General features: G+C 36.7%; 26 protein-coding genes and 1 tRNA gene. 2 read left to right on the top strand and 25 right to left on the bottom strand.

The genetic code is table 11. The features are described from left to right. Nucleotides 1–29: 29 nt before the first annotated feature. From ACPBEH_RS11055 to ACPBEH_RS11000, 12 genes are all read right to left on the bottom strand, one after another. A complete protein-coding gene (locus ACPBEH_RS11055; RefSeq protein ID WP_424349211.1) occupies nucleotides 30–488 on the bottom strand; it encodes a laaL in 459 nt (152 codons plus the stop codon). 54 nt (nucleotides 489–542) lie between these two features. Then, on the bottom strand, nucleotides 543–1,739 hold the full coding sequence (locus ACPBEH_RS11050) for an acetate/propionate family kinase (protein ID WP_011374993.1): 1,197 nt from the start codon (nucleotides 1,737–1,739) through the stop codon (nucleotides 543–545). Between the two features lie 21 nt (nucleotides 1,740–1,760). Continuing rightward, nucleotides 1,761–2,780 (bottom strand): class I SAM-dependent methyltransferase, encoded by a 1,020-nt coding sequence (locus tag ACPBEH_RS11045; RefSeq protein WP_424349210.1) that lies wholly within the window; start codon nucleotides 2,778–2,780, stop codon nucleotides 1,761–1,763. A gap of 114 nt (nucleotides 2,781–2,894) precedes the next feature. Continuing rightward, nucleotides 2,895–3,233: a hypothetical protein gene (locus ACPBEH_RS11040; protein WP_424349209.1), complete on the bottom strand. Its 339-nt coding sequence runs from the start codon at nucleotides 3,231–3,233 to the stop codon at nucleotides 2,895–2,897. Further along, nucleotides 3,196–3,708 carry a competence type IV pilus minor pilin ComGF gene (locus tag ACPBEH_RS11035; protein ID WP_424349208.1) on the bottom strand — a complete coding sequence of 171 codons (513 nt, stop codon included), beginning with the start codon at nucleotides 3,706–3,708 and terminating at the stop codon, nucleotides 3,196–3,198. Before ACPBEH_RS11035 ends, ACPBEH_RS11040 begins: the two co-directional genes overlap by 38 nt. After that, the gene (locus ACPBEH_RS11030; RefSeq protein ID WP_424349207.1) at nucleotides 3,683–3,988 is read right to left on the bottom strand and encodes a hypothetical protein; all 306 of its coding nucleotides are present in this window, start codon (nucleotides 3,986–3,988) and stop codon (nucleotides 3,683–3,685) included. Before ACPBEH_RS11030 ends, ACPBEH_RS11035 begins: the two co-directional genes overlap by 26 nt. Then, the gene (gene comGD, locus ACPBEH_RS11025; protein WP_424349206.1) at nucleotides 3,975–4,427 is read right to left on the bottom strand and encodes a competence type IV pilus minor pilin ComGD; all 453 of its coding nucleotides are present in this window, start codon (nucleotides 4,425–4,427) and stop codon (nucleotides 3,975–3,977) included. The genes ACPBEH_RS11030 and comGD overlap by 14 nt, the downstream gene beginning before the upstream one ends. Beyond that, nucleotides 4,399–4,698: a prepilin-type N-terminal cleavage/methylation domain-containing protein gene (locus tag ACPBEH_RS11020; protein WP_424349205.1), complete on the bottom strand. Its 300-nt coding sequence runs from the start codon at nucleotides 4,696–4,698 to the stop codon at nucleotides 4,399–4,401. The genes comGD and ACPBEH_RS11020 overlap by 29 nt, the downstream gene beginning before the upstream one ends. Then, entirely contained in the window at nucleotides 4,695–5,702 is a 1,008-nt protein-coding gene (locus ACPBEH_RS11015) for a type II secretion system F family protein (protein ID WP_424349204.1), read from the bottom strand. Before ACPBEH_RS11015 ends, ACPBEH_RS11020 begins: the two co-directional genes overlap by 4 nt. Then, entirely contained in the window at nucleotides 5,695–6,585 is an 891-nt protein-coding gene (gene comGA, locus ACPBEH_RS11010) for a competence type IV pilus ATPase ComGA (RefSeq protein WP_424349203.1), read from the bottom strand. Before comGA ends, ACPBEH_RS11015 begins: the two co-directional genes overlap by 8 nt. A 114-nt stretch (nucleotides 6,586–6,699) precedes the next feature. After that, the gene (locus ACPBEH_RS11005) at nucleotides 6,700–7,428 is read right to left on the bottom strand and encodes a YebC/PmpR family DNA-binding transcriptional regulator (RefSeq protein ID WP_424349202.1); all 729 of its coding nucleotides are present in this window, start codon (nucleotides 7,426–7,428) and stop codon (nucleotides 6,700–6,702) included. 90 nt (nucleotides 7,429–7,518) lie between these two features. Further along, nucleotides 7,519–8,019, bottom strand: a complete 501-nt coding sequence (locus ACPBEH_RS11000) for a VanZ family protein (protein WP_076632058.1) — start codon at nucleotides 8,017–8,019, stop codon at nucleotides 7,519–7,521. A gap of 96 nt (nucleotides 8,020–8,115) precedes the next feature. Between ACPBEH_RS11000 and ACPBEH_RS10995 the strand changes: the two genes are divergently transcribed. Together ACPBEH_RS10995 and ACPBEH_RS10990 are read left to right on the top strand one after the other, a co-directional pair. Continuing rightward, nucleotides 8,116–8,490, top strand: coding sequence for a hypothetical protein (locus ACPBEH_RS10995; protein ID WP_424349201.1), 375 nt, complete (start codon nucleotides 8,116–8,118; stop codon nucleotides 8,488–8,490). Nucleotides 8,491–8,541: 51 nt separating this feature from the next. Then, nucleotides 8,542–8,614: transfer RNA gene (locus ACPBEH_RS10990), tRNA-Ala, on the top strand. 327 nt (nucleotides 8,615–8,941) lie between these two features. Here the strand turns inward: ACPBEH_RS10990 and ACPBEH_RS10985 are convergent. From ACPBEH_RS10985 to ACPBEH_RS10925, 13 genes are all read right to left on the bottom strand, one after another. Beyond that, nucleotides 8,942–9,421, bottom strand: coding sequence for a hypothetical protein (locus ACPBEH_RS10985; protein WP_424349200.1), 480 nt, complete (start codon nucleotides 9,419–9,421; stop codon nucleotides 8,942–8,944). A gap of 232 nt (nucleotides 9,422–9,653) precedes the next feature. Beyond that, complete coding sequence (locus tag ACPBEH_RS10980; protein WP_424349199.1) at nucleotides 9,654–11,615, bottom strand: RNA-directed DNA polymerase; 1,962 nt, start codon at nucleotides 11,613–11,615, stop codon at nucleotides 9,654–9,656. A 1-nt stretch (nucleotide 11,616) separates the two neighbouring features. After that, the gene (locus ACPBEH_RS10975; RefSeq protein WP_424349198.1) at nucleotides 11,617–12,870 is read right to left on the bottom strand and encodes a hypothetical protein; all 1,254 of its coding nucleotides are present in this window, start codon (nucleotides 12,868–12,870) and stop codon (nucleotides 11,617–11,619) included. An 8-nt stretch (nucleotides 12,871–12,878) separates the two neighbouring features. Beyond that, the gene (locus ACPBEH_RS10970) at nucleotides 12,879–13,487 is read right to left on the bottom strand and encodes a recombinase family protein (RefSeq protein WP_424349197.1); all 609 of its coding nucleotides are present in this window, start codon (nucleotides 13,485–13,487) and stop codon (nucleotides 12,879–12,881) included. 285 nt (nucleotides 13,488–13,772) lie between these two features. Then, nucleotides 13,773–14,216 carry a hypothetical protein gene (locus ACPBEH_RS10965; RefSeq protein ID WP_424349196.1) on the bottom strand — a complete coding sequence of 148 codons (444 nt, stop codon included), beginning with the start codon at nucleotides 14,214–14,216 and terminating at the stop codon, nucleotides 13,773–13,775. 1 nt (nucleotide 14,217) lies between these two features. Beyond that, a complete protein-coding gene (locus ACPBEH_RS10960) occupies nucleotides 14,218–14,949 on the bottom strand; it encodes a hypothetical protein (RefSeq protein WP_424349195.1) in 732 nt (243 codons plus the stop codon). Between the two features lie 194 nt (nucleotides 14,950–15,143). Then, the gene (locus tag ACPBEH_RS10955) at nucleotides 15,144–15,329 is read right to left on the bottom strand and encodes a hypothetical protein (RefSeq protein ID WP_424349194.1); all 186 of its coding nucleotides are present in this window, start codon (nucleotides 15,327–15,329) and stop codon (nucleotides 15,144–15,146) included. Nucleotides 15,330–15,543: 214 nt separating this feature from the next. Next, nucleotides 15,544–16,613, bottom strand: a protein-coding gene (locus ACPBEH_RS10950; RefSeq protein WP_424349193.1) for an IS3 family transposase whose coding sequence is annotated in 2 segments (ribosomal slippage) — nucleotides 15,544–16,397 and nucleotides 16,397–16,613 — 1,071 coding nt in all. Because the reading frame shifts where the segments join, the coding sequence is not laid out codon by codon here. Between the two features lie 340 nt (nucleotides 16,614–16,953). Continuing rightward, the gene (locus ACPBEH_RS10945) at nucleotides 16,954–17,517 is read right to left on the bottom strand and encodes a MucBP domain-containing protein (RefSeq protein ID WP_424349192.1); all 564 of its coding nucleotides are present in this window, start codon (nucleotides 17,515–17,517) and stop codon (nucleotides 16,954–16,956) included. Nucleotides 17,518–18,972: 1,455 nt separating this feature from the next. Continuing rightward, entirely contained in the window at nucleotides 18,973–22,218 is a 3,246-nt protein-coding gene (locus ACPBEH_RS10940; protein ID WP_424349191.1) for a MucBP domain-containing protein, read from the bottom strand. A 240-nt stretch (nucleotides 22,219–22,458) separates the two neighbouring features. Then, the gene (locus ACPBEH_RS10935; RefSeq protein WP_424349190.1) at nucleotides 22,459–23,043 is read right to left on the bottom strand and encodes a recombinase family protein; all 585 of its coding nucleotides are present in this window, start codon (nucleotides 23,041–23,043) and stop codon (nucleotides 22,459–22,461) included. 704 nt (nucleotides 23,044–23,747) lie between these two features. Further along, nucleotides 23,748–24,959, bottom strand: a complete 1,212-nt coding sequence (locus ACPBEH_RS10930) for a DNA methyltransferase (protein WP_424349189.1) — start codon at nucleotides 24,957–24,959, stop codon at nucleotides 23,748–23,750. Further along, complete coding sequence (locus tag ACPBEH_RS10925; RefSeq protein WP_424349188.1) at nucleotides 24,956–25,969, bottom strand: hypothetical protein; 1,014 nt, start codon at nucleotides 25,967–25,969, stop codon at nucleotides 24,956–24,958. Before ACPBEH_RS10925 ends, ACPBEH_RS10930 begins: the two co-directional genes overlap by 4 nt. Nucleotides 25,970–26,034: the final 65 nt, after the last annotated feature.

The raw sequence follows: 26,034 nt of genomic DNA, 5'->3' as shown, positions 1-26,034 counted from the left end.
CTATCATAAATCCGCGTAATATAAAAGGATTACGCCGATTTAACCACCAATCGTTTCTCAGGAAACCGTTCTTTGAGAAAATTCGCTAGTGTTTGACTCTCTAATTTAAATTTTAACGTCGTAATTTGAATTTGACCACTAAACACTTGAACGACTGTTTCAGCTTCTTTGGTACTTAACTCAATCTTAGAAATTGCGGCAAATTGACGAACCGTATTTAAATTAGCAATCAGCATGGTCTTGGTGAAACCTTTGGGCCAAAACGCGAACACTAATAAAATGATGACCGATGCAATACCGGTCAGTTTATCATCTACCGATCCCGTGACAACAACACTAGCAATCAGTAACCCAATTGCAATTACCGTTAAAATGGTCCGCATCACGCGACTACTCTTAGCGCGATATACCATATGAAACTGCACGACTAGCCAAATGACTAATAAAGCTATTGCTAGAATGCTATAAAAAATTGTAAAACTCGACATTGCCTTGAACCTCCAATAAAAAAGGACCAGCAATACGCTGATCACTTTTTAAACTTATTTAATTTGACCAACTGACATAACGTCTCTGGCAATCATGACTTCTTCATTTGTAGGTACTAAGAGCACCTTAACTTTTGAATCATCAGTACTAATAATCCGTTCTTGTGCCATCACATTATTCCGTTCTGGATCAACTTCGACACCGAAATAGCTAAGACGATCGCCAATTCGTTGACGCATTAAAATATCGCCTTCACCCATCCCAGCTGTAATCACTAAGACATCTAAGCCACCCATAATCGCAACGTATGAACCAACATACTTGATTAAACGGTTAACAAAAATATCGATTGCTAATTGTGATTCTGGGCGTTCTTCTCTTGTCTTTTCAAGATCACGCATATCAGGTGATAAACCTGAAATACCATAAATCCCTGATTTCTTATTCAAGATATCAATCATCTCTTCTGGATCCTTGATATCTAATTTCTTCATTAAGAAAGCGACTAATGACGCATCGATATCGCCAGAACGAGTACTCATTGTAACACCAGCAAGCGGTGTGAAGCCCATTGAAGTATCTAATGATTTACCATCTTTGATAGCAGTCATTGAAACGCCACTACCAAGATGCATAGTAATCATTTTCAAATCTTCTAATGGTTTTCCTAACATTTCAGCAGCACGATGTGAGACATAACGGTGACTAGTCCCATGAGCACCGTATTTACGAGCCCCATATTTACGATAATAATCTAATGGTAGACTGTAAAGATAGTTTTCTTCGGGCATTGTCGTGTGGAAAGAGGTATCAAAGACTGCCACTTGTGGCACATTAGGCAAAATATTACGGAAAGCACGAATCACACCAGCTTCAGCAGGATTATGCAATGGTGCATATTCGGCTAATTCTTCGATGCGTTTTAATGATGCTTCAGTAATCAAGGCTGATGTTTTAAAATCTTCGCCCCCGGCAACAACCCGGTGGCCAATCCCACTAATTTCAGAATATTCAGCAATAATCTTAAATTCGATTAACTTCTTAAGTAATAAATCAACCGCAACATCTTGAGTTTCAATATCTTGCGTGATTTCATATTTTTGACCATCACCATATTTAACAGTGAAGACAGAATCGGATAAGCCGAGACGATCAACCATCCCTTTGGCAATCACCTTTTCTTCAGGCATTACAAATAATTTCCATTTTAAAGTTGAACTGCCGGCATTAATTGCTAAAATTTTTGACATCTAATCACCTTTTCTATTCGATTAATTAATATTTTCTTTATGCCAAGTCCGAATCTGTTGTAAATACGCAGCGAACGCTTTTTGATCGTTTGAATTTGGAAATTCACCTAATAGAATTTGCTTAGCTTGTTGGGCACCAGCACCTTGTTTTTGTAAAACTAAGATGGCTTTTTGACCCTCTTTAGTCTTAAACAAGTTAACTGGTAAGCTCAATAAACCTTGCAGGTAGACATGTTTAGTAATCCATTTTACCAGTTGTTTAGCTTCATCTGTTTCCAAAATAACGTTGGGCACAAGGAAGAAACCAAAACCGCCGTCTTTGACATAGTGCATCGTTTGTTCAATGAGTAAATGATGCGCATACGAATGACCGCTGGCAGCATGTGTTTCAAAATCCGCTGCCCGTTCATCAATTGGATAAAAGCCAATTGGTAAATCAGCAACCGCGATATCAACTGGCTTAATCATTAACGGTTCAATCGCATCTTGATGGAATAAAGTGGTGTCTAACCCTTGTAACTCGCTACTGATACCGGCTAATTCTAGCAAACTATCATCATTATCAACCCCAAAACCTTGGAGATTGTTACCCGTTAGATTTTGAATATGATTCATAACAGTTGCTAATAAATTGCCTGTACCAATCACTGGGTCTAACACTGTCTTAATTTGATCAGCGCCACCAAATACTTCCGCCAAATAGGCGACTAAATAACCGATTGCGTCTGGTGTCATTTGTTTATTAGGCTCCACTTTAACTTGTCGAAGTCCTTTTAAGGTTGCCAGTTGTAAGGCTTGACGAATAGTCTCCGCATCAAACTGGTTCAGTTTAACTGTTGCGTAAATTGGTTCAAGTTGTGCGACCGTTTGCGCATCTGGTAAATTATCTTCAACCTTCACACGACCACCATCAGCAATATTGGCAATTGATTCAGTCAATGCATCTAAATAGGTTGTTTCTAAATTCTGTTCAATCAACGTTGTTGTTTGATCAATTAAGTCAAACAACGTTTCTACAGCACTCTTAGGCAAAATAGCCACCTCTATTCATTGGATTCTGTTATATTCTAGCGGTAATCCAACATCAACGCAAGTAATACAGATGGTTACATTACAAATTATAAGCCATAGTAAGCGCTTTATCAAATGGAATTTTTATTTTTTGCCTGTTATATTTTTTATTTCAAACTGTTTCTGATAGCCATTCTTAAGAATAACCTTGATTTGATGCTGTTTCATTAGAATTTGGCTCTCACCTGTCGTCGCTTTGATTCCCTTTAACCCGGCCTTAGACTGACTGGCTAAGGTCAATTCATACAGCGTTTTAGCCTGATAGTAATTCAATAAATACCGGTAACTCTGTTGCTGCTGTTGATAGCTATGTGTCACGCCAACTAATACGACACTGATTAACGTCAGCATTAATATCGCGTTAAGTAACGCAACCGCCGTATGTTTAATTGGTGTCGACCTTCTTTTTCTTAGCTTGTTCATCTTGTTCCTCCAAGAAAACGTCGTGTTGGTAGCGCCTCTGATCCGTAAAAGTCGCATCGATTTGAACAAACGGTCGCTGATAATCAAGTTGGAGTTGCTTGAGGTTGCCTAATAATGGCATGTACCCATCTAATTGGCTGACAACGATCATTTCATTTTTCATCCTTTTTAAATAGTAAACGGTCTCGGCAGCTTCCCCCGACTGATTAGTATCAGGTTTTCGAAAAATAATTTTAGGCGCATCTTGAGACTGGTAATTTGTAAAATACGCATCTGCTAAAAATTCATCTAGTTGAATGGTGCTGATATGCCAATCGATTGTATTTTGCTGTTGTTGGGTCACTTTAATTGCCTTTTGTAAAACACCCACCGTTGCCACCAGTAACTGACTCGTCAGGATTAGAATCGCCATTGAAATCACCATTTCAATTAACGTGAATGCTGCGTGTTTAATCGGTCTTCCAATTAATCGCAATCGACTCACCTGCCTTTGTGGTCACTTTTAGTCTCTGATGATTAGCCGCCACTGTATAAATCGTGTCACCCATTTGCCACCGTTTTTTCACTGTCTGGTGTGCTCTCAACTGCTCAGCGGCCATCGCCAGAACCGCCTGTTGTGCAACTTGCTGTTGTTTAAGCATTTGTTGTTGCTTAAAGTGTAGTAGACTTACCGTTAATAGCCAGCAAGCCCCTAGTACTAAGGTTAAGGCAATGATATTTTCAACAAGCAAAAAGGCCGGTCTACTTCTGAACATGTAATACCCCCCACATCATCTGGATTTTATACTGATATTCACGATTATTAAGCGTTGATTTTAACTTTAAGGTGCGCGGTTTGATACCCTTATTATGAGTAATATTAATTAAATGCCATTCGGCTGGATTACTCACTGTTAAAGTTTCTGGTAATACGAGTTGATGATTTCTAAACGACTCACCAGCACCTTTAAATGTGATTGCATGTGTTGGTGCATCCCACATCACCCGGACAGCACGCGGTTCAATTGCCACATATTGACGAGCTGCATCCCAACTCGTTTCAAATTGATGTAGAAACAACTGCTCAGCCTGTTGCGCACGATATTGCTTAATCTGATAAATCGGCAACCAACTTAATAAGCTCACAATCGCTAAGACCACGCACATTTCAATCAACGTAAAACCTTCATTTTTGCTTAACCGTGCCGCCTTCAATTGTAATCCCCTTCTCCTTTGCGTGCTTTAATTGGTCTTTTGAAATATACTTATCCGTTAATTCATCTAGACTCTTAATTTGATGACCTTGTTCATCGGCAGCCAATTCAACTTGCGTTTGTAAAGTCGTCACTAAAGCTTGATCGGTTTTCTTCTCCGCGCGCTGTTTTTGAGCCACCAAATTTGGTGAGATTAATAAAATTAATAACGCCACAATTGCTAGAACAATTACCATTTCGATTAGTGTAAAAGCATTTCTTTTTTTCTTCATGAAATTCCCTCCATTGTTTGATACAGCGGTAATAAAATACTGAGATACGTACAAATAATAATGAGCCCAATTAAGATAAATAAAATAGGTTGTAACCAGCTCACTTTCCGCTGTAATTGCTTCTGTAGTTCCGTATACTGCAGGTTAGCTAGCATGGTGATTTCAGCGGTTGTCTGTTGCGTGAGGTTATGCTTAGCTAATACCAATCGTAATGACTGTGGAAAAAATGCAGAGCGACTAAGATAAGCATCCAATGATTGCCCTGAAGCGAGTACGACTTCCAATTGTGCTACCAAGGTCACCAGCCATGTATTTTGTTGCAGTTGCTTCTGTAAAGCACAAATTTCTGTTAACTTGAGCCCGTTTTGCAGACAAGTGCTCAAATCAAATAATAAACAATAATGATAATACTGCTGAATATCACGCCCAATGATTGGCCACTTGAACGCTTTTTGTAATCGAACTAAAACCGGTAACCGGCGGTAAACCATAAAAAGACCGCTTCCCATTATCAAAAGGACTAGTACTAATAAAAAGCCCCACAATATAATTCGATTAAGCGGCGAGCCTGTCTGGTTTGACTCGGGCGTCATCTGGGCAATCTCCGGTAATAAATAATGGCGCAATAAACCGATTAAGCCTCCTAAAAAGACTAAAAGAAATAACGGATAAGCTAGCACACCCCGTATTTCTCGGTGGCGTTTTTGGCGGATACTTTGAATCTGTCCTAAATGCCACAAACACTGACCAAGATTACCTTGTAATTCAGTTAATTCGATTTGACCAACATAATCAGCCGGAAAATGAACATGCGCTAAACTGACTGCCAGACTGTCACCTTTTTCAAGGGCTTGATTCACCTGATTTAACCACTGTCGTTGTTTTGGAAAGACAATCGGTAAGAAAGCAAAAGCTTGTTGTAATGAAAAGCCGTTCTCTAATAGTCGCCCCAATAACTGCAAGAAATCGGCATAAAATTGCGCTTGTTGTCGTGACTTATACATCGCATCCACCTTCTTTTGCCGAGAAATAATCTGAACCAGTTAATAACTCATAATGGGCTTGCACAATGTCGTCTTTTGTCACCAATGATTGATAGGCAATCCCCGTTAGACAGGCTCGTAATTGCAGATTAGAAATACCAAGATCCAATAAACGCGCGACCACGCCCCGTGTACTTCGAGCATGGATTGTGCTCAATACCAGGTGGCCACTTAAAGCCGCGGAAACGGCATATTGGGCCGTCTCTAAATCGCGAATCTCACCGATAATCAGCGTATCTGGACGCAATCGCAAACTAATTTTTAATAGCTCGGCATAGCTCAATCCTGCATTATCATTGACTTGCAATTGCAAAAACTCAGGCGCAACAATTTCAATCGGATCTTCAATCGCGACCACCATCTTGGCACTCATCGATTGTTGTGCGAGCTGATAAAGGCTGGTCGTTTTGCCAGAACCGGTCGGTCCGGCGAAAAGAATCAGCCCTGCCTGTTGACTCATCTGCGTTAATTGCGCCAAAATCTGTTGATCATCACAATGATGGATGGCGCCAATTGGGTAGATAAAACGAATCACCAAACTTTCGCGGTTTAAAAAATCTCCGACTGTCGCTAGGCGTAAATAAATGGTCTGGTCAGCTAGCTGTAATGCCGAGCGACCAGTTTGCGCACGCCGAGTCTCACTGATGTCCATCCCAGCCATATATTTCAGCCGATTTAAATAACGCGTTCCGGTCGACTTATCCAACTCTCGATTGGTGACCAAATCGTTCTGACGGCGTTCCGTCAAGCGCCAGCCATCGATTATCGGTGTAAAATAGAGATCTTGAACACGTTGTTTAGCACAATGCTTTAATAATGTTGTTAGCGTTTCTTCAGTTGACATGCCATCACCTTTCTTTTAAGTCGTTACTTAAGATTACGCTAGGCACGGCCCTATTTTTTTGCAAAAAAATAACCTTAAACCAACAATATTGGTTTAAGGTTATTTAGTATTATATTATTCTTCTGGTAGTTCGCCTGCTGTATAAACATCTTGAACGTCATCGTTGTCTTCTAAGGCATCGATTAAACGTTGGAATTGTTCAACTTTTTCAGGATCAACTGGTGTTGTGTTTTGTGGAATCATTGTTAATTCAGCATTTGCCAATGTGTATTTCTTTTCAAGAATATCACGGACATTAGCCAATTCCTTAGGATCTGTGTAAATTTCAAACACATCTTCTTCGGTTTGTAAATCATCCGCACCTGCTTCAAGAATGTCTTCAAACATTTGGTCTTCATCAACATCTAAGCCTTCACGGGCAATTGCGATGTAACCGCGACGATCAAACATGTAAGCCACTGAACCAGCAGCGCCCATTGTCCCACCGTTACGTGTGAAGGCAACACGAACATCTGAACTTGTCCGGTTTTTGTTATCTGTTAAAGCATGTACTAAAACAGCCACACCACCTGGTGCATAACCTTCATAAGTAATTTCATCATAATTAGCACCGTCGCTACCTTCGGCTTTATCAAGCGCACGCTTAATGTTGTCCTTAGGCATATTTGCTGAACGAGCCTTATCCATAATTAAACGTAATGCAGCGTTAGAACTTGGGTCAGGACCGCCACTTCTCGCAGCCATGAAAAGCTCACGGGATAGTTTTTGGAAAATCTTGCCGCGTTTTGCATCTTGTGCATTTTTACGACCCTGAATATTATGCCATTTTGAATGTCCTGACATATCTAACTCCTCTTTTCGATTATAGAATTCTGGTACTAAGTCGTTATCTATGATAGCAAATTATCAACTCAAAAGCAATGGTAGTCAGGTTTATCGTCGTTTTTTACGACCTGTAAAGTATAAAATAACACTCATAATGACAATCCCCGATAAAGCGCCCACACTATCGAGCATGACATCTTGAAAAAGCGGTGTCCGATCACCCGTTAACATTTGGTGAAATTCGTCGGTTGCCGCATACCCAGTCGCTGCCAACCAACTGAAGATCCCCGCTAAGAAAGCACCTTCGATTCGGGGGCGTAATCCTAAATAACTAAATAACGCTAATAAGAAATATGTGCCGAAGTGGGCACCCTTACGCACGAAGAATTCGACAAACTTAAAATAACCACTTGCCTTAACACTTTGTTCGCTGCCTGCATAATGGAAGGAAAATTGACTCAACCACTGCTTTAGTGGTTCATTTTTCAAGACGCGTTCCAAAAGTGGGACGGATGTTTGCTCATGATACGTCATTGATGAGCTATAAAACAAAATTGCCATCATGACAAGTGCTAATACCAAAAACCAATCGCTCTTTTTCTTAAACATGCTTAATCCTCCGCTAATTAATCTCAGATTACAGTATACCAAAGTTGTTCCAAGCATTAAAATCAGATATACTACCATTTGAAAGAAGGTTTTAAAATGCCCGAGCAAGATCGTTTTTACCAACCTCAAAACGCCAAAGACGCCATGCGTTTTGTTCAAAAACTATTCAACCAATACAACCAAGCACCACTAACAGAAGAATTAGTCGCATACCACCAAAAATTACTCGCTTACCTCACTAACGATGTCACCGCGGAAGTCCAAAAACAAGGCAACTCGGAACAGGCTGCCAAATTAAAGGGCATGATTGTCACCATGCAAGACTGGCTAAAAATCCGTGTCAGCGGAAAACCTTATGCCGGTAAAATGCAACATTTCAAATTTATGCCTGATCAACAACAAACGACATTTAAGCAACGGACAATTAAAGGCAGCAAACCCAACAACCTCCGGACATCGCCTCGTCGTTAAAGACGCTTGCTATTTTAGCTAAAAGTGCTAAAATATTTTTTGTAAGCGTTTGGGCCCGTAGCTCAGTTGGGAGAGCGCCTGCTTCGCATGTAGGAGGTCGCCAGTTCGAATCTGGTCGGGTCCATAAACAGTCTATAAACGTTGATATAACAGTATTATCAAAAGACATCAAAACGATTTTGATGTCTTTTTTGGTACAATTGACATCAAAATCTAACATCTTTTCTAACTTGGACATCACTTCTCTCTCTCGTTCATCCAGTCTCATAATCTTGTTCTCATCTTCATCTACCCCCATCAACATCAACTTCCATCAAGTGGACATCTTCGACATCAAAACACAACATCATCCTTACTATATCAGCTATCCCAAGCCTTTATACGTAAGTTAAAAGCGTGTATCTAGTCATTTTAGATACACGCTTTTCTACTATATTAAGATAATTTGCAACTAACTTTTATCTTCCTTTGGTTCCGCCTCATCAATTACCTCAATTGATGTTTGTGTTTCAGCGAATAGCGGTAATTCATAAATTCTTGTATTCAACTGGTTAATGATTTGCTTAATTTCAGTTAGGTTATTACCATCATCTTCAGTCAATTTAAGTCGCAAAATCGGCTTCAATAATCGGTTCATTTCCGTATTGTACTGTTTTGTTAACTTCTTTATTAAGGCTAAATCAGACGTACTATAGTATATCCGCTTATCACTAGCGTTGTAATACAGGTTAGGCAATTTATGCATCTTTATACGATTGATGAGTCCCTGTAGTAAACCAACGCGGGGCTTGTTCTCTTCGTTGTACATAACCTTTTTTAGACCACTGTCGGACTCTTCCAGTAAAGTCCATAGTTCGCTGAACGTGTATCCTTTTTTACTTTTACGCATAATTTCGTTTGCTTTTTCCAACATTAGCGATGTATCTGACATAATAAAAACCACCCTTTATTTATTTGGTGGTCTGATGATAACTCTATAGCTATTGATACTCAATAAGATAAATTGTATAATGACGCTACATAACATCGAGCTGTATTAGCGTGAATTATTATAATTAGCTATTATAAGTGCGCAATCACCAGCTCTAAAATGGCGTTATCATCTACTTGATGCTTTCTCCAGAGGGACATTAGATTTTTAAATCTAGTGTCCCTTATTTTTATTAGTAAGATAATTTAAATTGTGATACTAGCTCGTTAGCATTACCAAAAACTGTTCGGTCTCGAGTGTAATAATAAAATTTCTTATTGTAATCCTCTTGCGAAAATCCCCACTCAATAAACCCTCTATCTTTGCCTGATTCTTTATCTTTTTCAAGTAAATACCTCAATACTAATTCTTTTACTTTACCACTAGTTTTAATCTTTACTTCGCCATTAGATTTGTGGTTAGGTTTAGGCTCATTCTTTTTAGAAAAGTAGTTTTTAGAATCGGTTAATTTTTTTGTAATTGCTTTTTTTATTTTATCATCTAAAAAGTTACAATTTACAAACAGAATCACCCACCAGGCACTATCACTTTTAAATATATCTTTATCTTCATTAGACACCTTGGCTATATTCTTTTTTACATTTTTTTTATAAATCTCTTTCTCTTCCACATAACCCATCTTATTTACATATATTATCCATCCAGCATATAAATATGCGTTTTCTTCATCTTCAATACGTTTCTTAATATCTTCGTATAATTCAACATCTAATTCAATTCCTAAATTTCCCGTTAACAGCAATAGTTCAATCCAGTCAGTAGGGTATTCTTTAAATAAATCATTTTGAAAGCGTTCAAGTAAAGAACTTATAACCTTCTTTAACTTTTGAGAATCAATCTTTTCAAAAATATTTAATATTCTAATCAATTTTCTGCACTGTACAAAAGATGGATACTCGGAATATAAGTGAAAAGCTATATATACTGTATTTTCAAGAATTTCTACTTTTGCTTCCCTTTCTGTCAGTGTCACAAGTGTGCTTAATAAATATGAGAGTTCCCGAAATACATCACTTCTTTCAGAAGAATCAAATAGTTCATCAACTTTCATCCTATAGTCTTTATACCCCCAACGCCCTCCATCTTTACACAGTTCGGCCATACTATCACTAATCTTTTTTGTTTTTGATAGCCACGCTACCGGCGATTTATACTTATCATAGATTTTAACTTTTTTAGTTCCAATTTTTAACTGAAATTGTGAAAGACACTCTTTATATATTTCAGTAATTTTACTAATTACAGTATCTTCATTTGAAAAAATATATATATCATCTATTATTCTCACTACTTCATAATCTCTTCTACCAATAGATTCTGCTAGTAACTTCTCTCTTACAAGGGCATCAATATGAGAAAGTAAAAACTCTGATATTAGCCTACTAAATTCAGGACCAACTACTATACCATTTGTTTTCTTTTCATTAATCCTTTCTAAAAATAAATCAATTTCATTATATACCGAAGGTATATTTTTAAATTTCATTCTTTCAACATAGTTTCTTGATATTAGCCATGAAAAAGAATGCGTATAAATAGAATTGAAATAATTCTCTATATCAATTGATTGCATCTTTGTAAACCTATCACGTAATCTCAAATAAAATGTCGAGTCTGTAAACGCTGGTAAAGACTTTACAGGTAAATGTTGATAGAACCTTCCACTAGATTCTAAAGAGAATAATAATTGCTGCTTTTCTTGGCTATCCGAGTACGTAACGACCTGATTCTCAGAGTTTTTATATCTTAAAGCCGACGTTTTATAAGGAATTCTCGCTCCAAATCCTCTGTTTTCTTTAATAATAGATAACATTTCGTTACCAAAGGCCGCATTAAAAAACATAGCATCAATTGCAGATACTGGGCTTATAATAGAAATAATTCGGAATCCATCTCTTAACCTTGTTTTCACTTGCATTGGACTCGTAACCCAAATATTTCCAAGCTTCTCATTAGTTTTTAATACATTAATTTCTTCTTGATATTCTCTACCATATTGCGCAATTAAACTTTTATTATCTGCATCTGTTAAAAATGAATATAACCCGCTAAATGTGAAGTACCCTGCCTTCTCTAAGGGTAATGTTTCGGTTAATAAGTAGTCCATCGGTTGCCTAGTAAATTTAGTTACCAATTTATTCTTCCTCTCCGTATATACTCATATATATACTCTTTGATATTTCGTCATAACTCATAAATGTACTGACATTCAGACCTAACTTATCAGCAACTCCATAAATAGAACCATAAGGGAGCCCTATCATTCTATTAGCAATAAATGCCTTATTTTTTTTACATGAAAACTTATATCTATTAAAACTAATTGCTCGTTTTAATTTATTTGGAATATCTATTCCAAATTCCCTAAATATATTTCGTATGTCTTCACCATTTAATAAACTAGCAACCGACTCATCCAAAATAACATACTTAGTATCATCTGAAACAACGAATTTTTGTATCAGCTTATAATGCGATAAAAATCCTCTCGATTGCCACACCGGTTTATTCTGATTTGATTTACTTGGTGCAAAAAAAACATATCTTTTAAAGAAAATATCAAGTTTTATAAGTAATGCATCTTCTGAGTCCTGTCCTTCACAAAACAATTGGATTACTCTTTTCAGCTTTTTCTTTATTACATCAAGTTTTTTAGGACTTATTCCTATTACAACATGACTCTTATTACCACTACCTATGCATTTAAAACTATATCCCAAATAATCTAACGTATTTTCCTTTGTGCCTTGAGTTATTTGTTCATACTTATCATTAACAACTGCTCCCTCACCTATATTTGTTTTTAGAATTTCATTAATTTTACTAATAATATAATTCTTATCGATATTATCATTTTTGCACACTAAAATAATGTCGTCTACATACCGGTTATAGTATAAAATTTCTTTATCCTTGAACGTGCGCTTAATTTCACTATCGACTCTCTCACCCAACAATTCAGATATAACATTTATTAACGATATCCCCGTATGTATTTCATTTCTCTTAAAAAAAGTTGTAATATACTCTCTTTCAGCTCTTGATAATCCTGGTTGCTCTTTAATCACACTCTTTACTGTTTTCGCATTAATATTATCAAAAAAGTTCTCTATATCTATTCTGATAATCGAAAACTTCTCTAAATTGTAGAACATTAATAACTTTTGAAAAAAATTATCCATTATTGTATTACGATTAGCAAAATTAAGTCTATTTACTTGTTTTAATCGATTTGAAATGTAATCTACTGCTTCTATAGTTGTACTAGTGGCGGTTTCCTTATCCAAAATAATTCTTTTTTTACCATTTTTAGTTATTTCTCTTTTTTTAAACAGAGGTTCTTCTTTTTCTGAAATCCCTATTGGCATAATTTTTCCATGTGTATACATTTTTTCTCCTACCTATCCCTAATCCTCTTAACCGTATTTCTACTTATCCCAAGACATTCCGCAATCCCTTTTATAGGTTCTCTTTTCTCCAATCTTCTTATTACTTCACTATATATGTACCTATTTTTCTTAATTGGGCTATTCTGTCGATATTTTGGAACGGTCCCTTTATATTTTCCTGCTAGTTTGGCCCTCTTAATACCTTCTTTTTGGCGTCGCAACATATCTTTTCTTTCTTGTTCTGCTTTATAGCGTGTTACGACGTTAATAACGTCCCAAACCATCTTCAATACTCCCTCTGTTGGAACTTCATTTAGTCCCAACATATCAAATAGGTCTAAGGGTACAACAGTAACCCCTTTTAGACTCAACTCTGCTGAAATTACTTCTTGGTCTGTCTGGTTTCTTGCTAGTCTATCAAGTGCAACTACGTAAACAAAATCTCCCTCACGTACATATGAAAGTAAATCATCTAGTCCTATTCTACCATTTAAACTTTTCCCACTCACTGCATCATCTATAAAATATTTATATATATTATATTTCTCCAGAACCTGTCTTTGATTTTCTATACTCAAATCACTACTACTAACTCTCATATAAGCTATATTACTCATTCTTATACCTCCAAATTTCATTATTCTCAATTGACCACTCTGAATGACCATCCACTCCCCTATCTAAATTGGCTATTTATCTGCATCGTTCACTGCACTATTAGCCCCCCATCTGATTGACCACCTAGCACAAAATTAAAGCGAGAATAGTCTCTCGCTTTTTGCATACTATTTATTGCAGTCTCAAACCTGCTGCTAATTCATGACTGCAGTAATAGAACTTATTCTGCAGTTGTACATTAAAATAAAAAGGCTAAATTTTAATTAGCCTTCCCTATGTATAGGTTATTCAATTGTGTTACTCCACAAGAATTCACCTAAATCAACCTCATGATGATGCTTCAAGTCGTTATCGATATCATTTGAAAGTTGAATTATGAACAACCCTCGAGTTTTAGCATACAAATAATTGATTGCATCTTCCACACTGACTTCAATAACATCATCGTAAATTCGTATAAGAATTACACCGTCTTTTTCTAAATAGTCTTGTAATTCAAAAATCATTTCTTCATTCCAATCCATTTCACTTAATTCTTTCAAAGATAAAACTCGAACGTTATCATCAGGCATGTTCTCATAGATAATCATCCCATCCGTAACAATCAATACACTTTTATCTTCTTTTTGTGCTAACTTTTGGACGTAGTCCCTCAGCGCTATATCCCCATTAAATAGTGGTGTATTAAAGTACATCGTTTTATTTTTTACTTTTGTAATATTATTCAAATTAATCACTTCCTAATTGTATTTTTCTAACCTTCTTTCTTGTTGTAAATTTCTTTAAATCGTAGCTTTCTAAAATTTCATCGACTAATACTTTTTTATCGTGCTGCACTTTTTCAAATTCATCAAGTTGAGCCAAAGCATATAATGGTTCCGTTTTTCCCAAGTAATTCATTACATGCAGACTCACGTCTTGTTTACCAGCAACTACACATATTGATTCCCCGAAAAGTAAGCCTTCTGCTTGTACCTTCTCAAAAAATGAAATATCCGTAAATACATACAACGGTACAAACCTCTTACGCACTTTTACACCCTTCAATTCTGTGTAATTTTTAGAATTAACAACCACAGTTTCTAAGGGCATTACTGTATCTCCCCGTATAGCTAAGTTAATTCCCCACTCCCCCTTATTCAGCATTAGGGGTTGAGCTATTTTAAAGCCGCTTTGTCTTAACGCATGTGTAGCTAGAGCTCTATAGTGATTAGCTATTACGCAACTATAGGTCGCTCTATCTGCGAAGTAAACCTTTACTGGGCGTGTAGCTACCCCCGCCATCTTTCGCCACTTAAACGTTTTTGTTGCCTCGATGGTCTTTAATGGCTTTACCATTTTTGAACTAGTCGCAAGAATCAAATCCTTCCTAGCTATACCATCTGTGTTACCAATTATCTGTGCAATTTCTTGCGTTGTTATTAACTGTCTATACTTAAAATCATTTATACTAACCGTCATACTCCCCTCCTGACAGTTAACTGTCATCTATTTTTTACTCTTTATAGCTACCACTACTTTACCTACCAGTGACCCTTAACTAGCCCTTTATTCTAATTCCTAGCTTGGCGATTATATATCTGGTTATTTTTTTGAAGAGTATATCTACACCCCCCATTTCATATAGCTTATTATTAGAATCTGCAAATTAAGCATCACTCACTCCTCTTATGTTTCTTATTTAATGCCGCTTGTCTAACTTGTCGTTCTATTATCATTTCCTCTGTTGGTGGTAAGAGTGAGCTACCTGGTAAAAAACCATGCGCTAACATTAGAGCCTTTTCCGTTTCTTTCGATACATTACCTTTGCATCTCTTCCTTTGTCTAAAAATATTAAACATTTCACACCTCCTACATCTTGATACGGCTCCTATGTCAAGAATCCGGACACAAAAGTACGAACAAATTTGACTTTCAATCTAAATTACTTAATTTAATTTTCTGAGTTAGAGATTTTAATCTAAATCAACCTTTAAAACCGCTTTAGGGTGCTTTAAATAGCCCCCAACATTCGTACGTTTTGAGCGCGCTGATTAAAAATTCAATTGTCTGTAGCTACGCTACAAGTGAAATACGATCACTGTTATACCAACGAATATAGTTATCAATTCCGGCGGTTGCTTCATGAATTGTCTTAAAATCTTGGAAATTAACGTATTCACGTTTCAAAATTGAATGAAAACTTTCAATTCGCGCGTTATCGCCGGGTTGACCCTTACGGGAGTAAGAATGCTTGATACCACACTTCGATAAAACGCTCTCAAATAAGTCACTTGTGTATTGGCTTCCCATATCACTATGAATAATTTGTGGTTTAACTGCTTGCGCCATGACTTGGGTAATAACGTTAGTCGCTAGTTCTTTAGTCATCTGCGTATTAAGTTGGTAAGCAATAACCCGTCGGGTTACTGGATTATAGACACTAGCTAGGTAACACCAAGTATGGTTAAGGGGAATGTACGTAATATCAGTCAATAAAACACCAGATTGATCAGTTAACTGCTTAATCAAGTTTGGTCGCTGATCATAATCAGTCTGAGTGGTTGGCTTATTGATTCGTTTAACCATTCTAGATCTAATCCCTAATTCACACATTTGTTGATAGACCAGACGCTGACTAACGTGAATATCAGACTGTTGATTTAGTAAGATCGTTAATCGTGGATAGCCATACATTGGATATCTTAACCAAACCGCTAACACTTTTTGCTTAAGTAAATGCCGTCGGCATTCAGTTCTACTTGGCTGCCAATGTAGATAATCATAGTAGGTTGAGCGCGGGATTTTGAGTACTGATAAGATACGAGTAATGCGGTGCCCAGCACGTAAATTAGCGTTGACGATTTCTAACACGAGGGTACGCCCCTTAATAATTAGCTTTTTGCCATGAGCACCGCCGCTCGTTTTAAAATATCAAGTTCTTCTTTTAACCGTTTATTTTCTTTAATCAAAGCACGTTCATTTGATGATAGCACTTTAGTGTTGTTAGGATCAGCTTGTTTAATCCACTTAGTAACCGTTGAAACACTGACGTTGTATTCTTTAGCCAGTGAGTTGGCCGAACGGCCAGTCTGACTTAAGCTAACAATCGACTCTTTAAATTCATTTGAATATTTAATTGCCATAATAAAAGGCTCCTTTATGATGTATTATATCGAACATTTTGTCCGTAATTCCATCATAGGAGCCTACATTATTAATATAATTTTCACTCATCACTCTACTTTCACAATTTTCGAGACAATCATTCAGCGACTACTTGCACATTTATTTATTTTATTAGTTACCTTGCGGTGCCTGTTTTTATAAGCGCTATAGTTAACTCATAATATAAAAATGACACCCCTGTTAGGAGTGCCATCTTCTTATTAGTCTTCGATTACTTAATCCGTCCGCCACCGCTCCAGAATAATAGGGAGTATGCTATTTTTGTAGCCTTGCTACATTAACTATTTATTACTTATTTTAACGCCAGTAAATTGTGTAACAAACTGGTGTTAATCCGTCACCCATGACTTGATTTACGGCATAGCCGTTGAAGATTGGATTTGGTTCAAGCATTGTACTATCTAAATAGTTTTCAGCGAAATCTGTTGCTGATTGCATACTTGAGAAGATTAAGTTAGATTTTGTTTGTCCTGCAGGTGCTGTTTGCTTGTCCATGTAGAACCAGATGTTATGCGTGTTCCCCGCTGGAGTTGTGTTGCCGTCTAGCAAGCCCGCTGTACCTGCAGGAGCATTTACTGGTGTACTGTGGTCGCCTGTTACAGGTGCGTCTGCCTTATAGGTAAACGTTACCGAGCTACCGCCCTTTGTAAATACTCCGTTTTGAGTTGCTTGGCTTACTAATTTGTAGCCCGCGATTGTCTTAGCAGTGAATGAGAATGCGTCACCTACGTTGCCTGACTTTGTATCTTGTGGCGCAATTGCGCGCCCTTTTTCGTCTACATAGGTTTCCGCTATCCGCTGTAAACAGCTTTGACTGCTTCTACAAATAAGTTTTATTTTTGTCGCATCTATTTTGTACATCAACTTTCTACGGTATAATCCTTTTAGGTTATCTAACAGTTTCTCTAAACTGACTATGGACATGGAGTTAAAATGAATATAAAACAAAGCTCTATAACTTATTAAGAGCATTATGAAACACAAATCAGATTTTTATTTCAAAGCTATAACTGTAATTACAGGAATCTTTGCAGTTTACCTACAATTTGTTACGCTTCAACATACGATTAACAATGATAACGATAATCGTACAAGTAATAATGTACCCCAAACGTGTGAAACATATACTGAAGATACGGGTCAAACACATAGGAGCCACACACGATGCTCTATAAATTCTTCAAATCCTACGACTGGTACCCCCATAGTATTCCTGAGTCATAAAGGAGATGATATTTAATGTAGCCCTAATCTACAATATACGTATAAATGCAATTGCTTAATTAAGCAATAATAGTCGGAAACCAACGAATTGTTTATGCATTTTATAATTCTAGATAACTTATATAGATTAACCGTGGAACGTTAATACACCTATAGATTTGGCAGTGTAAGACTTAATGCACTGCCTTTTTTATTGCTCTGGTTCTTGTTACTTAATCCGTCCACCACCGCTCCAGTTAGGGAGTATGCTATTTTGTATCTTTGCTACACATTAGTTTAAATATTACAACTATTTCAGAAATTGTAACAATATTTTCTGGGATTCTTGGTAGCTATTCTTTCTGGGAAACGCATCATTATATCCCACGCCATTAAAAGAAAAAATAGATGCCAAACGAACCACAATTAATCTCTAAGAACACATCCAAATTGTATTCTTAGTCTTGAATATTTACTGCCTGATAATAGCTTCGCTACTTATAGACCTCACCGAGTTATTCATTAGCATATATCAAAGTACCAAATAAGTTAGCACTATTGTTGGTTTATATTTAAGAATAACGGACTCCACGTATTAGCAAGCCCTATATTTAAACCTATACCAGTATTTTTAACTATATCGATACTTGGAATAACCTGATTTGACAAGATATTGTTACTATCTTGTCTTTTTTATTGTCTTAATTCTTAGTTCTTTAATCCGCCCACCACCGCTCCAGTTATAGGGAGTATGCTATTTCTTTTGTACATATATAATGTTAATATTACTATGCACGTTATGATTCATGAACCTATTTTTACCACATTTCTGTGGGAGTGCAAGGATTTTGTATTATGTCTAAATTTTTGTATTGGGTATCTCATGGTATTAAACCTATACTATCTTCTTAAAACTTTACCCATCATCTTACTGGATGGTTACTTTTAAAGGGAAAGGAGTAGAGAATGATAGAAGATACCCAGTAAGTTATTCAGGCAAGCCCGATGATTCTTTATGGTCAAAGGGCTTTTTTGTTGCTTATTCCGTCCACCACCGCTCCAGTTAGGGAGTATGCTATTTTGTAGCTTTGCTACATTATTTACTTGTTAATCTTAACGCCAGTAGATTGTATAACCTACCGCTGTTGTACCATCACCAAAAACCTGATTTACGGCATAGCCGTTGAAAAGTTGGTTTGGTTCTAACATGGTGCTATCTAAATAGTTTTCCGCAAAGTTCGTTGCGTCTTGCATCGTTGCAAAGATTAAGTTAGATTTTGTTTGTCCTGCAGGGGCTGTTTGCTTGTCCATGTAGAACCATAGATTATGCGTGTTCCCCGCTGGAGTTGTGTTTCCGTCTAACAAGCCTGCTGTACCTGCAGGAGCATTTACTGGAGTGCTGTGGTCACCTGTTACAGGCGCATCCGCTTTATAAGTGAATGTTACTGAACTGCCACCTTTTGTAAATGTACCATTTTGTGTTGCTTGGCTTACTAATTTGTATCCTGCAATTGTCTTAGCTGTAAAGCTGAATGCGTCACCTACGTTGCCTGACTTTGTATCTTGGCTGGCAATTGCTTTGCCTGATTCGTCTACGTAGTTAGCTGTTGCTGTGGCTGTTTCAACTGGTGCTGTTTCACCTGCACCATCACCAACATATTGAGAGATATAAACTTTATTTGTATCTGTGATATTTAGAGCTACACCAGTATCAACACCCATTTCATCCATCATTGTACCGTAATGCATATTGCTTGCTTTGAAATTATCAAAAATACGTTGTGCCATTTTTTCATTTGTATCACCAATAGCCACAAAGTTTTGAGCAATATTTTCACCTGCATCACCACTAGCATACCCGTTATCAATTAATAATTGATAATCATCAATATGGTTAAAATCATTTTCGATTTGTTTTGCACGAATACTTGCAACGGTATTTAAAGCACTATTTTCTTTTAATGGTGCTAAACCTTTACTTACACGTTCTTGATTTACTAAGTTGTTAAACAAACTTGCAACAACTGTTGCATCAATGTTTGATTCTTCAGCATTCTTTGTATATGTGAATGTTAGGTGGTTGTTGTCTTTTGCTAATGTTAGGCTTTGTGTTGCGTTACCTTTGATTGTGTAACCTTCAATTGTTGGTGCTGTTTCGGTTACTGATGCGCCTACCGTTTGGTCGTTGACTACTTTGTCCGCTTGGAGTTTTGTGCCGTCTTCTGATTGGTAGGTTACAGTGTAAGAAGTCTTTTCTACTGGTGCTTCTGCTTTGGCGTAGGTAAATGTGATTACGTTGTTATCCTTGGCTACCTTGATAGTCTTCGTTGCTGAATCCTTCAATGTGTAACCGTTGATTGCTTTAGCAGTTGCTGTGTAGTTCTTGCCCACTTCTTGTTGGGCGATTGTGTCTGTTGCTAGGACGTTGCCTTGTTCGTCTACTGATTTAACAATGATGTCGGCTTTAACAATTGGGTCAGCATTCTTTGTGTATGTGAATGTGATGTGGTTGTTGTCCTTAGCTAATGTCATCGTTTGGGTTGCGTTTCCTTTTAATGTGTAACCTGAAATTGATGGTGCTGTTTCTGATACACTGGCACCGACTGCTTGGTCTGTGACCGTCTTGTCTGCTTTAAGTTTTGTGCCGTCTTCTGCTTGATAGCTTACAGTGTAAGTTGTCTTCGCAACTGGGGCTTCTTCCTTAGCATACGTAAATGTGATGTGGTTACCTGATTTAGCTAACGTCATCGTTTGTGTTGCTTGGCTCGTTAACTTGTAACCCTTGATTGTGTGAGCTGTTTCAGTTACTTGTTTGCCTACTTCTTGGTCGTTGACTACTTTATCAGCTTGCAACTTCGTGCCGTCTGCTGTTTGATAGCTGACCGTGTAGCTTGTCTTTTCAACTGGTGCTGTATTTTTTGTGTAATGGAATGTGATGTCGTTTCCAGTCTTGCTCAACTTGATTGATTGAGTTGCATCTCCATCTAGGGTATAGCCATCAATGTTTTCAGCACTTGCTGTGAAGATATCCCCCACATTACCCTCAACCTTTTTGTCTTCTGCAATAGACTTCCCATCTTGATCAACAGAATGAATGTTGACTGATGTCTTTTCTACTGGTGCAGAATTCTTAGAATATACAAAAGTTAGGACTTGGTTCTCTTCACTCATCACTGCGTTGATTACATTTGAATTTTTCACTGAATAACCGTCGATAACTGGAGCATATTCAACGATGTCCGACATCATTTTTACGTTATCAACCTTTTTTGATTTGGCAATAGGCTTGCCTGATTCATCCACATAGTTAACCACGTATGATGAAGACTCTGGTAATGTATTTGGTCGATAACCAACTGTAATCACATTCTTATTAGCATCCTTATTCAAGGTAATCGTCTTGTTAATTTCCGCAGAGCCACTTAATACATATTTTTTCCCATCTATAGTAATCTCGATGTCCGATGTGTATTTAACGGTCTCGCCAATCTTGCCTTTAAGTTCGATTGACTTCAGTATCTTATTACCATTTGTGTAATCAACAAACTTGATTGTATAGCCTACTTCATTTTCATTTGGCGTTGTAGGTATTGTTGGGTCTGTTGTCCCGTTACCATTGTTATTATTGTTGTTTGAATTGCCATTATTATTCGAGCTGTTGTTATTTTCGTTTGAACCATTATTTGAATTATTGTTATTAGAATTGTTACCGTTGTTTGTGTTCCCTGAACCATTATTTACATTTGAACCATTATTTACATTTGAACCATTGTTTGAACTACTTGAATTATTACTATTTGAGTTGCCACTACCGTTGTTAGTTGTTGCACCATTCCCGTGTGATTGTGCTCCCCCATTAGTGGTATCAATTGCCGTCCCATTTCCGTTGTTGCCCGTTTGAATTGGTCTATTTGGGCTCAGGTTATAAGTATGGCTAACGCCATTCTTATCTTCTACCGTTACTGTACCATTAGTTCCTGAACCATTGAACCACAATTTATTCCCAGCAATAATCAAATCAATATTAGCTATCTTATTGATTTGTGCCAAACGATTCACTGATGTTTCAATGCCATTTTTGTTCGCTGCATCGGCGATTGTACTCAGCGTATCACCATAGTTAATCAAGTATGGTTCAGTGCCCTCGGATTTCAAGCTAGCCTGAATTTCTGTTGTTGAACGAGCTGTCCAAGCCGTTGCTGCATGAGCGCTTGTTGTGCTCATTGCTGCTACTCCGATGGCCAAACTAAAAGCTGTAATTCCCGCTGTCACCCATTGTTTTTTAGCCTTATACATCTTCACTCTATGGATTTCCTGTTGTTGTGCTTTCTGGAATTCTTGATATTGGCGTCTTGTCATATGTTTTACCCCTTATCTCCTTTTATTTTCAGATGCCAAAATCGAACGATAAAGACACCGATAATTTAGAATAAAAAAAGTGCTAAACCATCTTCAAAAATGGCTTAACACTGGGATTATGTAAATTCTTATTTTAGAAATTATGTTACTGCCAATATCGTTCGTTATTGGCATCTGTGGTTCATAGTTTGTTTAACACCTTAATAATAACATGACATTTTTATTATGGGAAGTCTCTTTTCACCGCCTACTTAAGTTGCGAGACTTAGCTATCCGATAAACTGTACGAATACTAATATTACATCGGTCTGCAATATCTTTTGTACTTAAGCTAGGATTCATATAAAGCTCAGATACCCTTTTTTGTATTTTCGTATCAATCTTTGGTCTGCCAAGTTTCTTATCGGTCATCGCCAATGCATCCTTTGTCCGTTTGCTAATCATCTCAGCTTCCATTTGTGCTAGGCCGCTCATTATCGTAAAAAGGAACCTTCCATTAGTCGTTGAGGTATCTAGTCCGTCGCTGATTGATAGCAATTGAATCCCATTATCGTTCAATTCAGCCATCAGGTTCACTAATTGCTTTGTTGAACGACTGAGTCGGTCCAACTTATAAATTAGCAAGCAATCTCCTCGTTTCAGCATCTTCAATACTTGGTTGAGACCTTCACGCTCCTCTTTTCTACCCGATATCTGCTCCTTTATTATCTGATTAGGTTGATACTGTTCAAAGGCTTTCAATTGTACATCTAGACCTAAATCCTGTTTTCTCGTTGATGTCCTTGCATAGGCTATCGTTTTACTTTTATCTTTTATTTGTTCCATATTCTATCATCTCCTGCTATCTTTAATAACAAGAATCTACATGATAATTATGTATTATTTCATAACTTTTACATTTCAAAACACTAAAAAAGCACACACTGTTCAATCAATGTATGCTTCGTCTCTTCTATTGTCTTCACATTATTCTATGTATTGTGTATGTTCATCATCTATTTATCTCTAACTTATGAATCCTATGTTTCCCCATGTCGCACAAGTTCTCTTAAAGTGTTTAATTCTTGTAGTTCAATTGTAGCTCAAATTTTTTAACTATTCAAGTCCCTGTTATCACGTTTTATCATTCATGTTTTTCTTCCAGTCTTCTTCAATCTATTGCAACTAAAAAGACATAACACCTCATCATCATGTCATGTCTCTTCTTTATTCATTTATCTTATTCTGTTATTCATCTATTTGCGTACAGTGTTCCCAATACAGACCTAGGTTCACCCCTGTCCTTTTGGGATTGTATATTATTCTTAAGTACAGTATACCTCAAATTTTTTTATTATGTCAGTCCATGTTATCACGTTTTGCAATCTACACCGGTATAACCGCAAAAATTCGTTATCAGAAAATTATCAGCGAGATTCAAAAATGCAACTAAGCCCTGTGAGCCCTTGTGTGAGCTTCAACTCAGGTATAACTTAATTATACTATTTCAATTTTAAAGTATTTATATAAGGCTTTGTGAGCCACCTGAGCTAGGAATCTTGATGCGATGAAAGGTCTAATATTTCGTCTAATTCATCGATTTCATTTCTCAATTGCTCAATTGCTTTAACCTTAGAAATCCGCTCATCTCGTATTTTTTGGATATTTAGCTTACCTTTTGTCTTCTTTTTATTCCGTTTTATAAACGCTACTCGTGCATCATATATCCGCCCAGGCTCGTTCAATTTTTGGATATCATATTCAGCATCATCCTCATAATCAATAATTCCCGTAATATCTCCTGATAGCCTATACATATGGATATATTTTAGATAATTCGGGTCGATTTCAAACGCGACACATTTGCGGTAAGTTGTCATACAGGCTTTAATATCCACACCACTGCCCGCAAATGGTACCCATACGTAATCGCCAATGTTAGAATGGCGCATTATTAATTCGATTTCAAGTTGGAGTGGTTTCATGGTTGGATGTTTCTTCAAATTTAGATCCTGGAACAAGACTTTCTTCTCATATTTTGTCATCGAGTCAACAGCGTAATTATATGTTCCAATTTTAAAATTCTCTGTTCCTAAAAGATTGAATGTCAAATCTTCATTATTCGTATTCTTATGTTTAATCACCAATATATATTCTCTGGCTCTTTGCGTAATATACATGCTTTTATCTGGATTATCTGGATTTGGCTTTTGCCAATGTACAGTTCGAACAAGTTCTAAATCATTCTCATCCAAGTAGGCCTTAATTTCCTCCAAAGATTGCGCACGATTATAGACTAGCAATGTGCCATTTACATCTAAATGCTGACTAAAAATTTTAATCATTTCACCAAAATCAAAGGCTTCGTCCCACACATCTTTTTTCTGGTTATAAGGTGGGTCAGCAAGAATCAACGGGAACTTCACTGGACTACCATCATCCGTTTGAATCAAGTAATCAATATTCTGATAATAGTCGTGGATTAGTTGGATAAATTCATCTTCCGTACTAATTGCCGAGTTATGTAACTTATTGTCCTGTGATGATTTACTTGCAAACGTAATTGCATGCAATTTTTCAAATGGATGTTCAGCTTTATTTAAAGCTGCATCATACAGCTTGCGTTGATTAATCATACTTTGAGTTTCGAGTTCGTTCCGTTTAAGCCCAACTTTTTCAAAGGCTTTATCTAAACGTAGTTCGTCTAATTGTTGTAATTCAGCAAATTCCTGATTATTTAATTCGAATAATATATTCTTCATTTCTCTACCTCAAAAAAATTCCACATAAACTCCTTAATATCTTTATCATTCACTTTTTTTCCTGTTGATAGCTCATACAAATTTCTCATCGTTTGATATAAATCATAGGCACATCTATCTTCATCATAAAATAAAACCTGCTCTCGAATGGTCTCAAAACCTACAGACTTAATTTGATTTGGAAATATTAATTTAATCGCTGAATCAAATAAATTAGGACTTTCAAAATAATCATTATATTTTAAGTTCTTCAACGAATCCCATTTAGCGTATTCATATTTTTTATGCTCGCTTAAATATGCCTTTTCTATTTGAAAATAGCTTATATCTTGTTCAGGCGATTGTATTTCTTTGTTAATGGTTCTAAGGTATTTTGCAGACAATCCTAGTTCTTGAGCAACTTGTTTCTGTGTTTTCCCACTACTCATTTCTTGGTCAGCTTTTTCCGTTATTTGTTTTTTTATGGCGTGAGACAAAGTTTTATTGGTCTTTCTATTACCTGCGTTATCATTAAATCGTTTATTTTTCATTGCTTCCGACATCTTTGTATTTGGCGCCAATACTTGAAACTTTTTGAATTCGATTAATTGTAAGATTGGTTTAATGGGTGATTCCATAATAAAATGTAACAAGAACACTTTATCATTCAAACTGATTTTATCTTCCAACATCTTACAATAGACTAACGATGGAATTAACTCTGCAGGAACCCGATTTCGTTGCATAAAAAAAATCATGACTGATAATGCCAAGTCGGTTGCCCTATCATTTGCATCGGTTTTCAGCTGATATTCAGAAACGCTCAACAGCGCGTATGTTCTTTTAAAATCGTTTGATAAACCATTTTTATTAATGTGGTTCTTAATCATCTTATAATAAACCAAGCCTAGTCGCCAAAAACGCTCCTGCATCACGCCAATCTTTTTATCCCTAGGCAATGCTTTAATCATCGTTTGCAAATCATCTTCTAACGGATTCTTGTCCAATGCTACATTGACTTTTTTAGGCAATTTCCCACCCCCATACTTATATTAAGATACCACAAAATTAGGTATGGCTATGAACTTAATTATCG

Source organism: Latilactobacillus parasakei, assembly GCF_049674265.1.
Taxonomy (GTDB): domain Bacteria; phylum Bacillota; class Bacilli; order Lactobacillales; family Lactobacillaceae; genus Latilactobacillus; species Latilactobacillus sakei.
Note: the sequence above shows the minus strand (reverse complement) of the source record. Positions and strands in the feature narration are given on the sequence as shown.

Excerpts from the sequence above, each read along its gene's own strand:
- ACPBEH_RS10995 (WP_424349201.1), top strand. The coding sequence starts at position 8,116 with ATGCCCGAGCAAGATCGTTTTTACCAACCTCAAAACGCCAAAGACGCC.
- ACPBEH_RS11000 (WP_076632058.1), bottom strand. The coding sequence starts at position 8,019 with ATGTTTAAGAAAAAGAGCGATTGGTTTTTGGTATTAGCACTTGTCATG.
- ACPBEH_RS10930 (WP_424349189.1), bottom strand. The coding sequence starts at position 24,959 with ATGAAGAATATATTATTCGAATTAAATAATCAGGAATTTGCTGAATTA.
- ACPBEH_RS10955 (WP_424349194.1), bottom strand. The coding sequence starts at position 15,329 with ATGTTTAATATTTTTAGACAAAGGAAGAGATGCAAAGGTAATGTATCG.
- ACPBEH_RS11055 (WP_424349211.1), bottom strand. The coding sequence starts at position 488 with ATGTCGAGTTTTACAATTTTTTATAGCATTCTAGCAATAGCTTTATTA.
- ACPBEH_RS11040 (WP_424349209.1), bottom strand. The coding sequence starts at position 3,233 with ATGAACAAGCTAAGAAAAAGAAGGTCGACACCAATTAAACATACGGCG.
- ACPBEH_RS11005 (WP_424349202.1), bottom strand. The coding sequence starts at position 7,428 with ATGTCAGGACATTCAAAATGGCATAATATTCAGGGTCGTAAAAATGCA.
- ACPBEH_RS10940 (WP_424349191.1), bottom strand. The coding sequence starts at position 22,218 with ATGACAAGACGCCAATATCAAGAATTCCAGAAAGCACAACAACAGGAA.
- ACPBEH_RS11030 (WP_424349207.1), bottom strand. The coding sequence starts at position 3,988 with ATGTTCAGAAGTAGACCGGCCTTTTTGCTTGTTGAAAATATCATTGCC.
- ACPBEH_RS10960 (WP_424349195.1), bottom strand. The coding sequence starts at position 14,949 with ATGACGGTTAGTATAAATGATTTTAAGTATAGACAGTTAATAACAACG.
- ACPBEH_RS10970 (WP_424349197.1), bottom strand. The coding sequence starts at position 13,487 with ATGAGTAATATAGCTTATATGAGAGTTAGTAGTAGTGATTTGAGTATA.
- ACPBEH_RS11050 (WP_011374993.1), bottom strand. The coding sequence starts at position 1,739 with ATGTCAAAAATTTTAGCAATTAATGCCGGCAGTTCAACTTTAAAATGG.
- ACPBEH_RS10975 (WP_424349198.1), bottom strand. The coding sequence starts at position 12,870 with ATGTATACACATGGAAAAATTATGCCAATAGGGATTTCAGAAAAAGAA.
- comGA (WP_424349203.1), bottom strand. The coding sequence starts at position 6,585 with ATGTCAACTGAAGAAACGCTAACAACATTATTAAAGCATTGTGCTAAA.
- ACPBEH_RS11020 (WP_424349205.1), bottom strand. The coding sequence starts at position 4,698 with ATGAAGAAAAAAAGAAATGCTTTTACACTAATCGAAATGGTAATTGTT.
- ACPBEH_RS10935 (WP_424349190.1), bottom strand. The coding sequence starts at position 23,043 with ATGGAACAAATAAAAGATAAAAGTAAAACGATAGCCTATGCAAGGACA.
- ACPBEH_RS10945 (WP_424349192.1), bottom strand. The coding sequence starts at position 17,517 with ATGTACAAAATAGATGCGACAAAAATAAAACTTATTTGTAGAAGCAGT.
- ACPBEH_RS10985 (WP_424349200.1), bottom strand. The coding sequence starts at position 9,421 with ATGTCAGATACATCGCTAATGTTGGAAAAAGCAAACGAAATTATGCGT.
- ACPBEH_RS11015 (WP_424349204.1), bottom strand. The coding sequence starts at position 5,702 with ATGTATAAGTCACGACAACAAGCGCAATTTTATGCCGATTTCTTGCAG.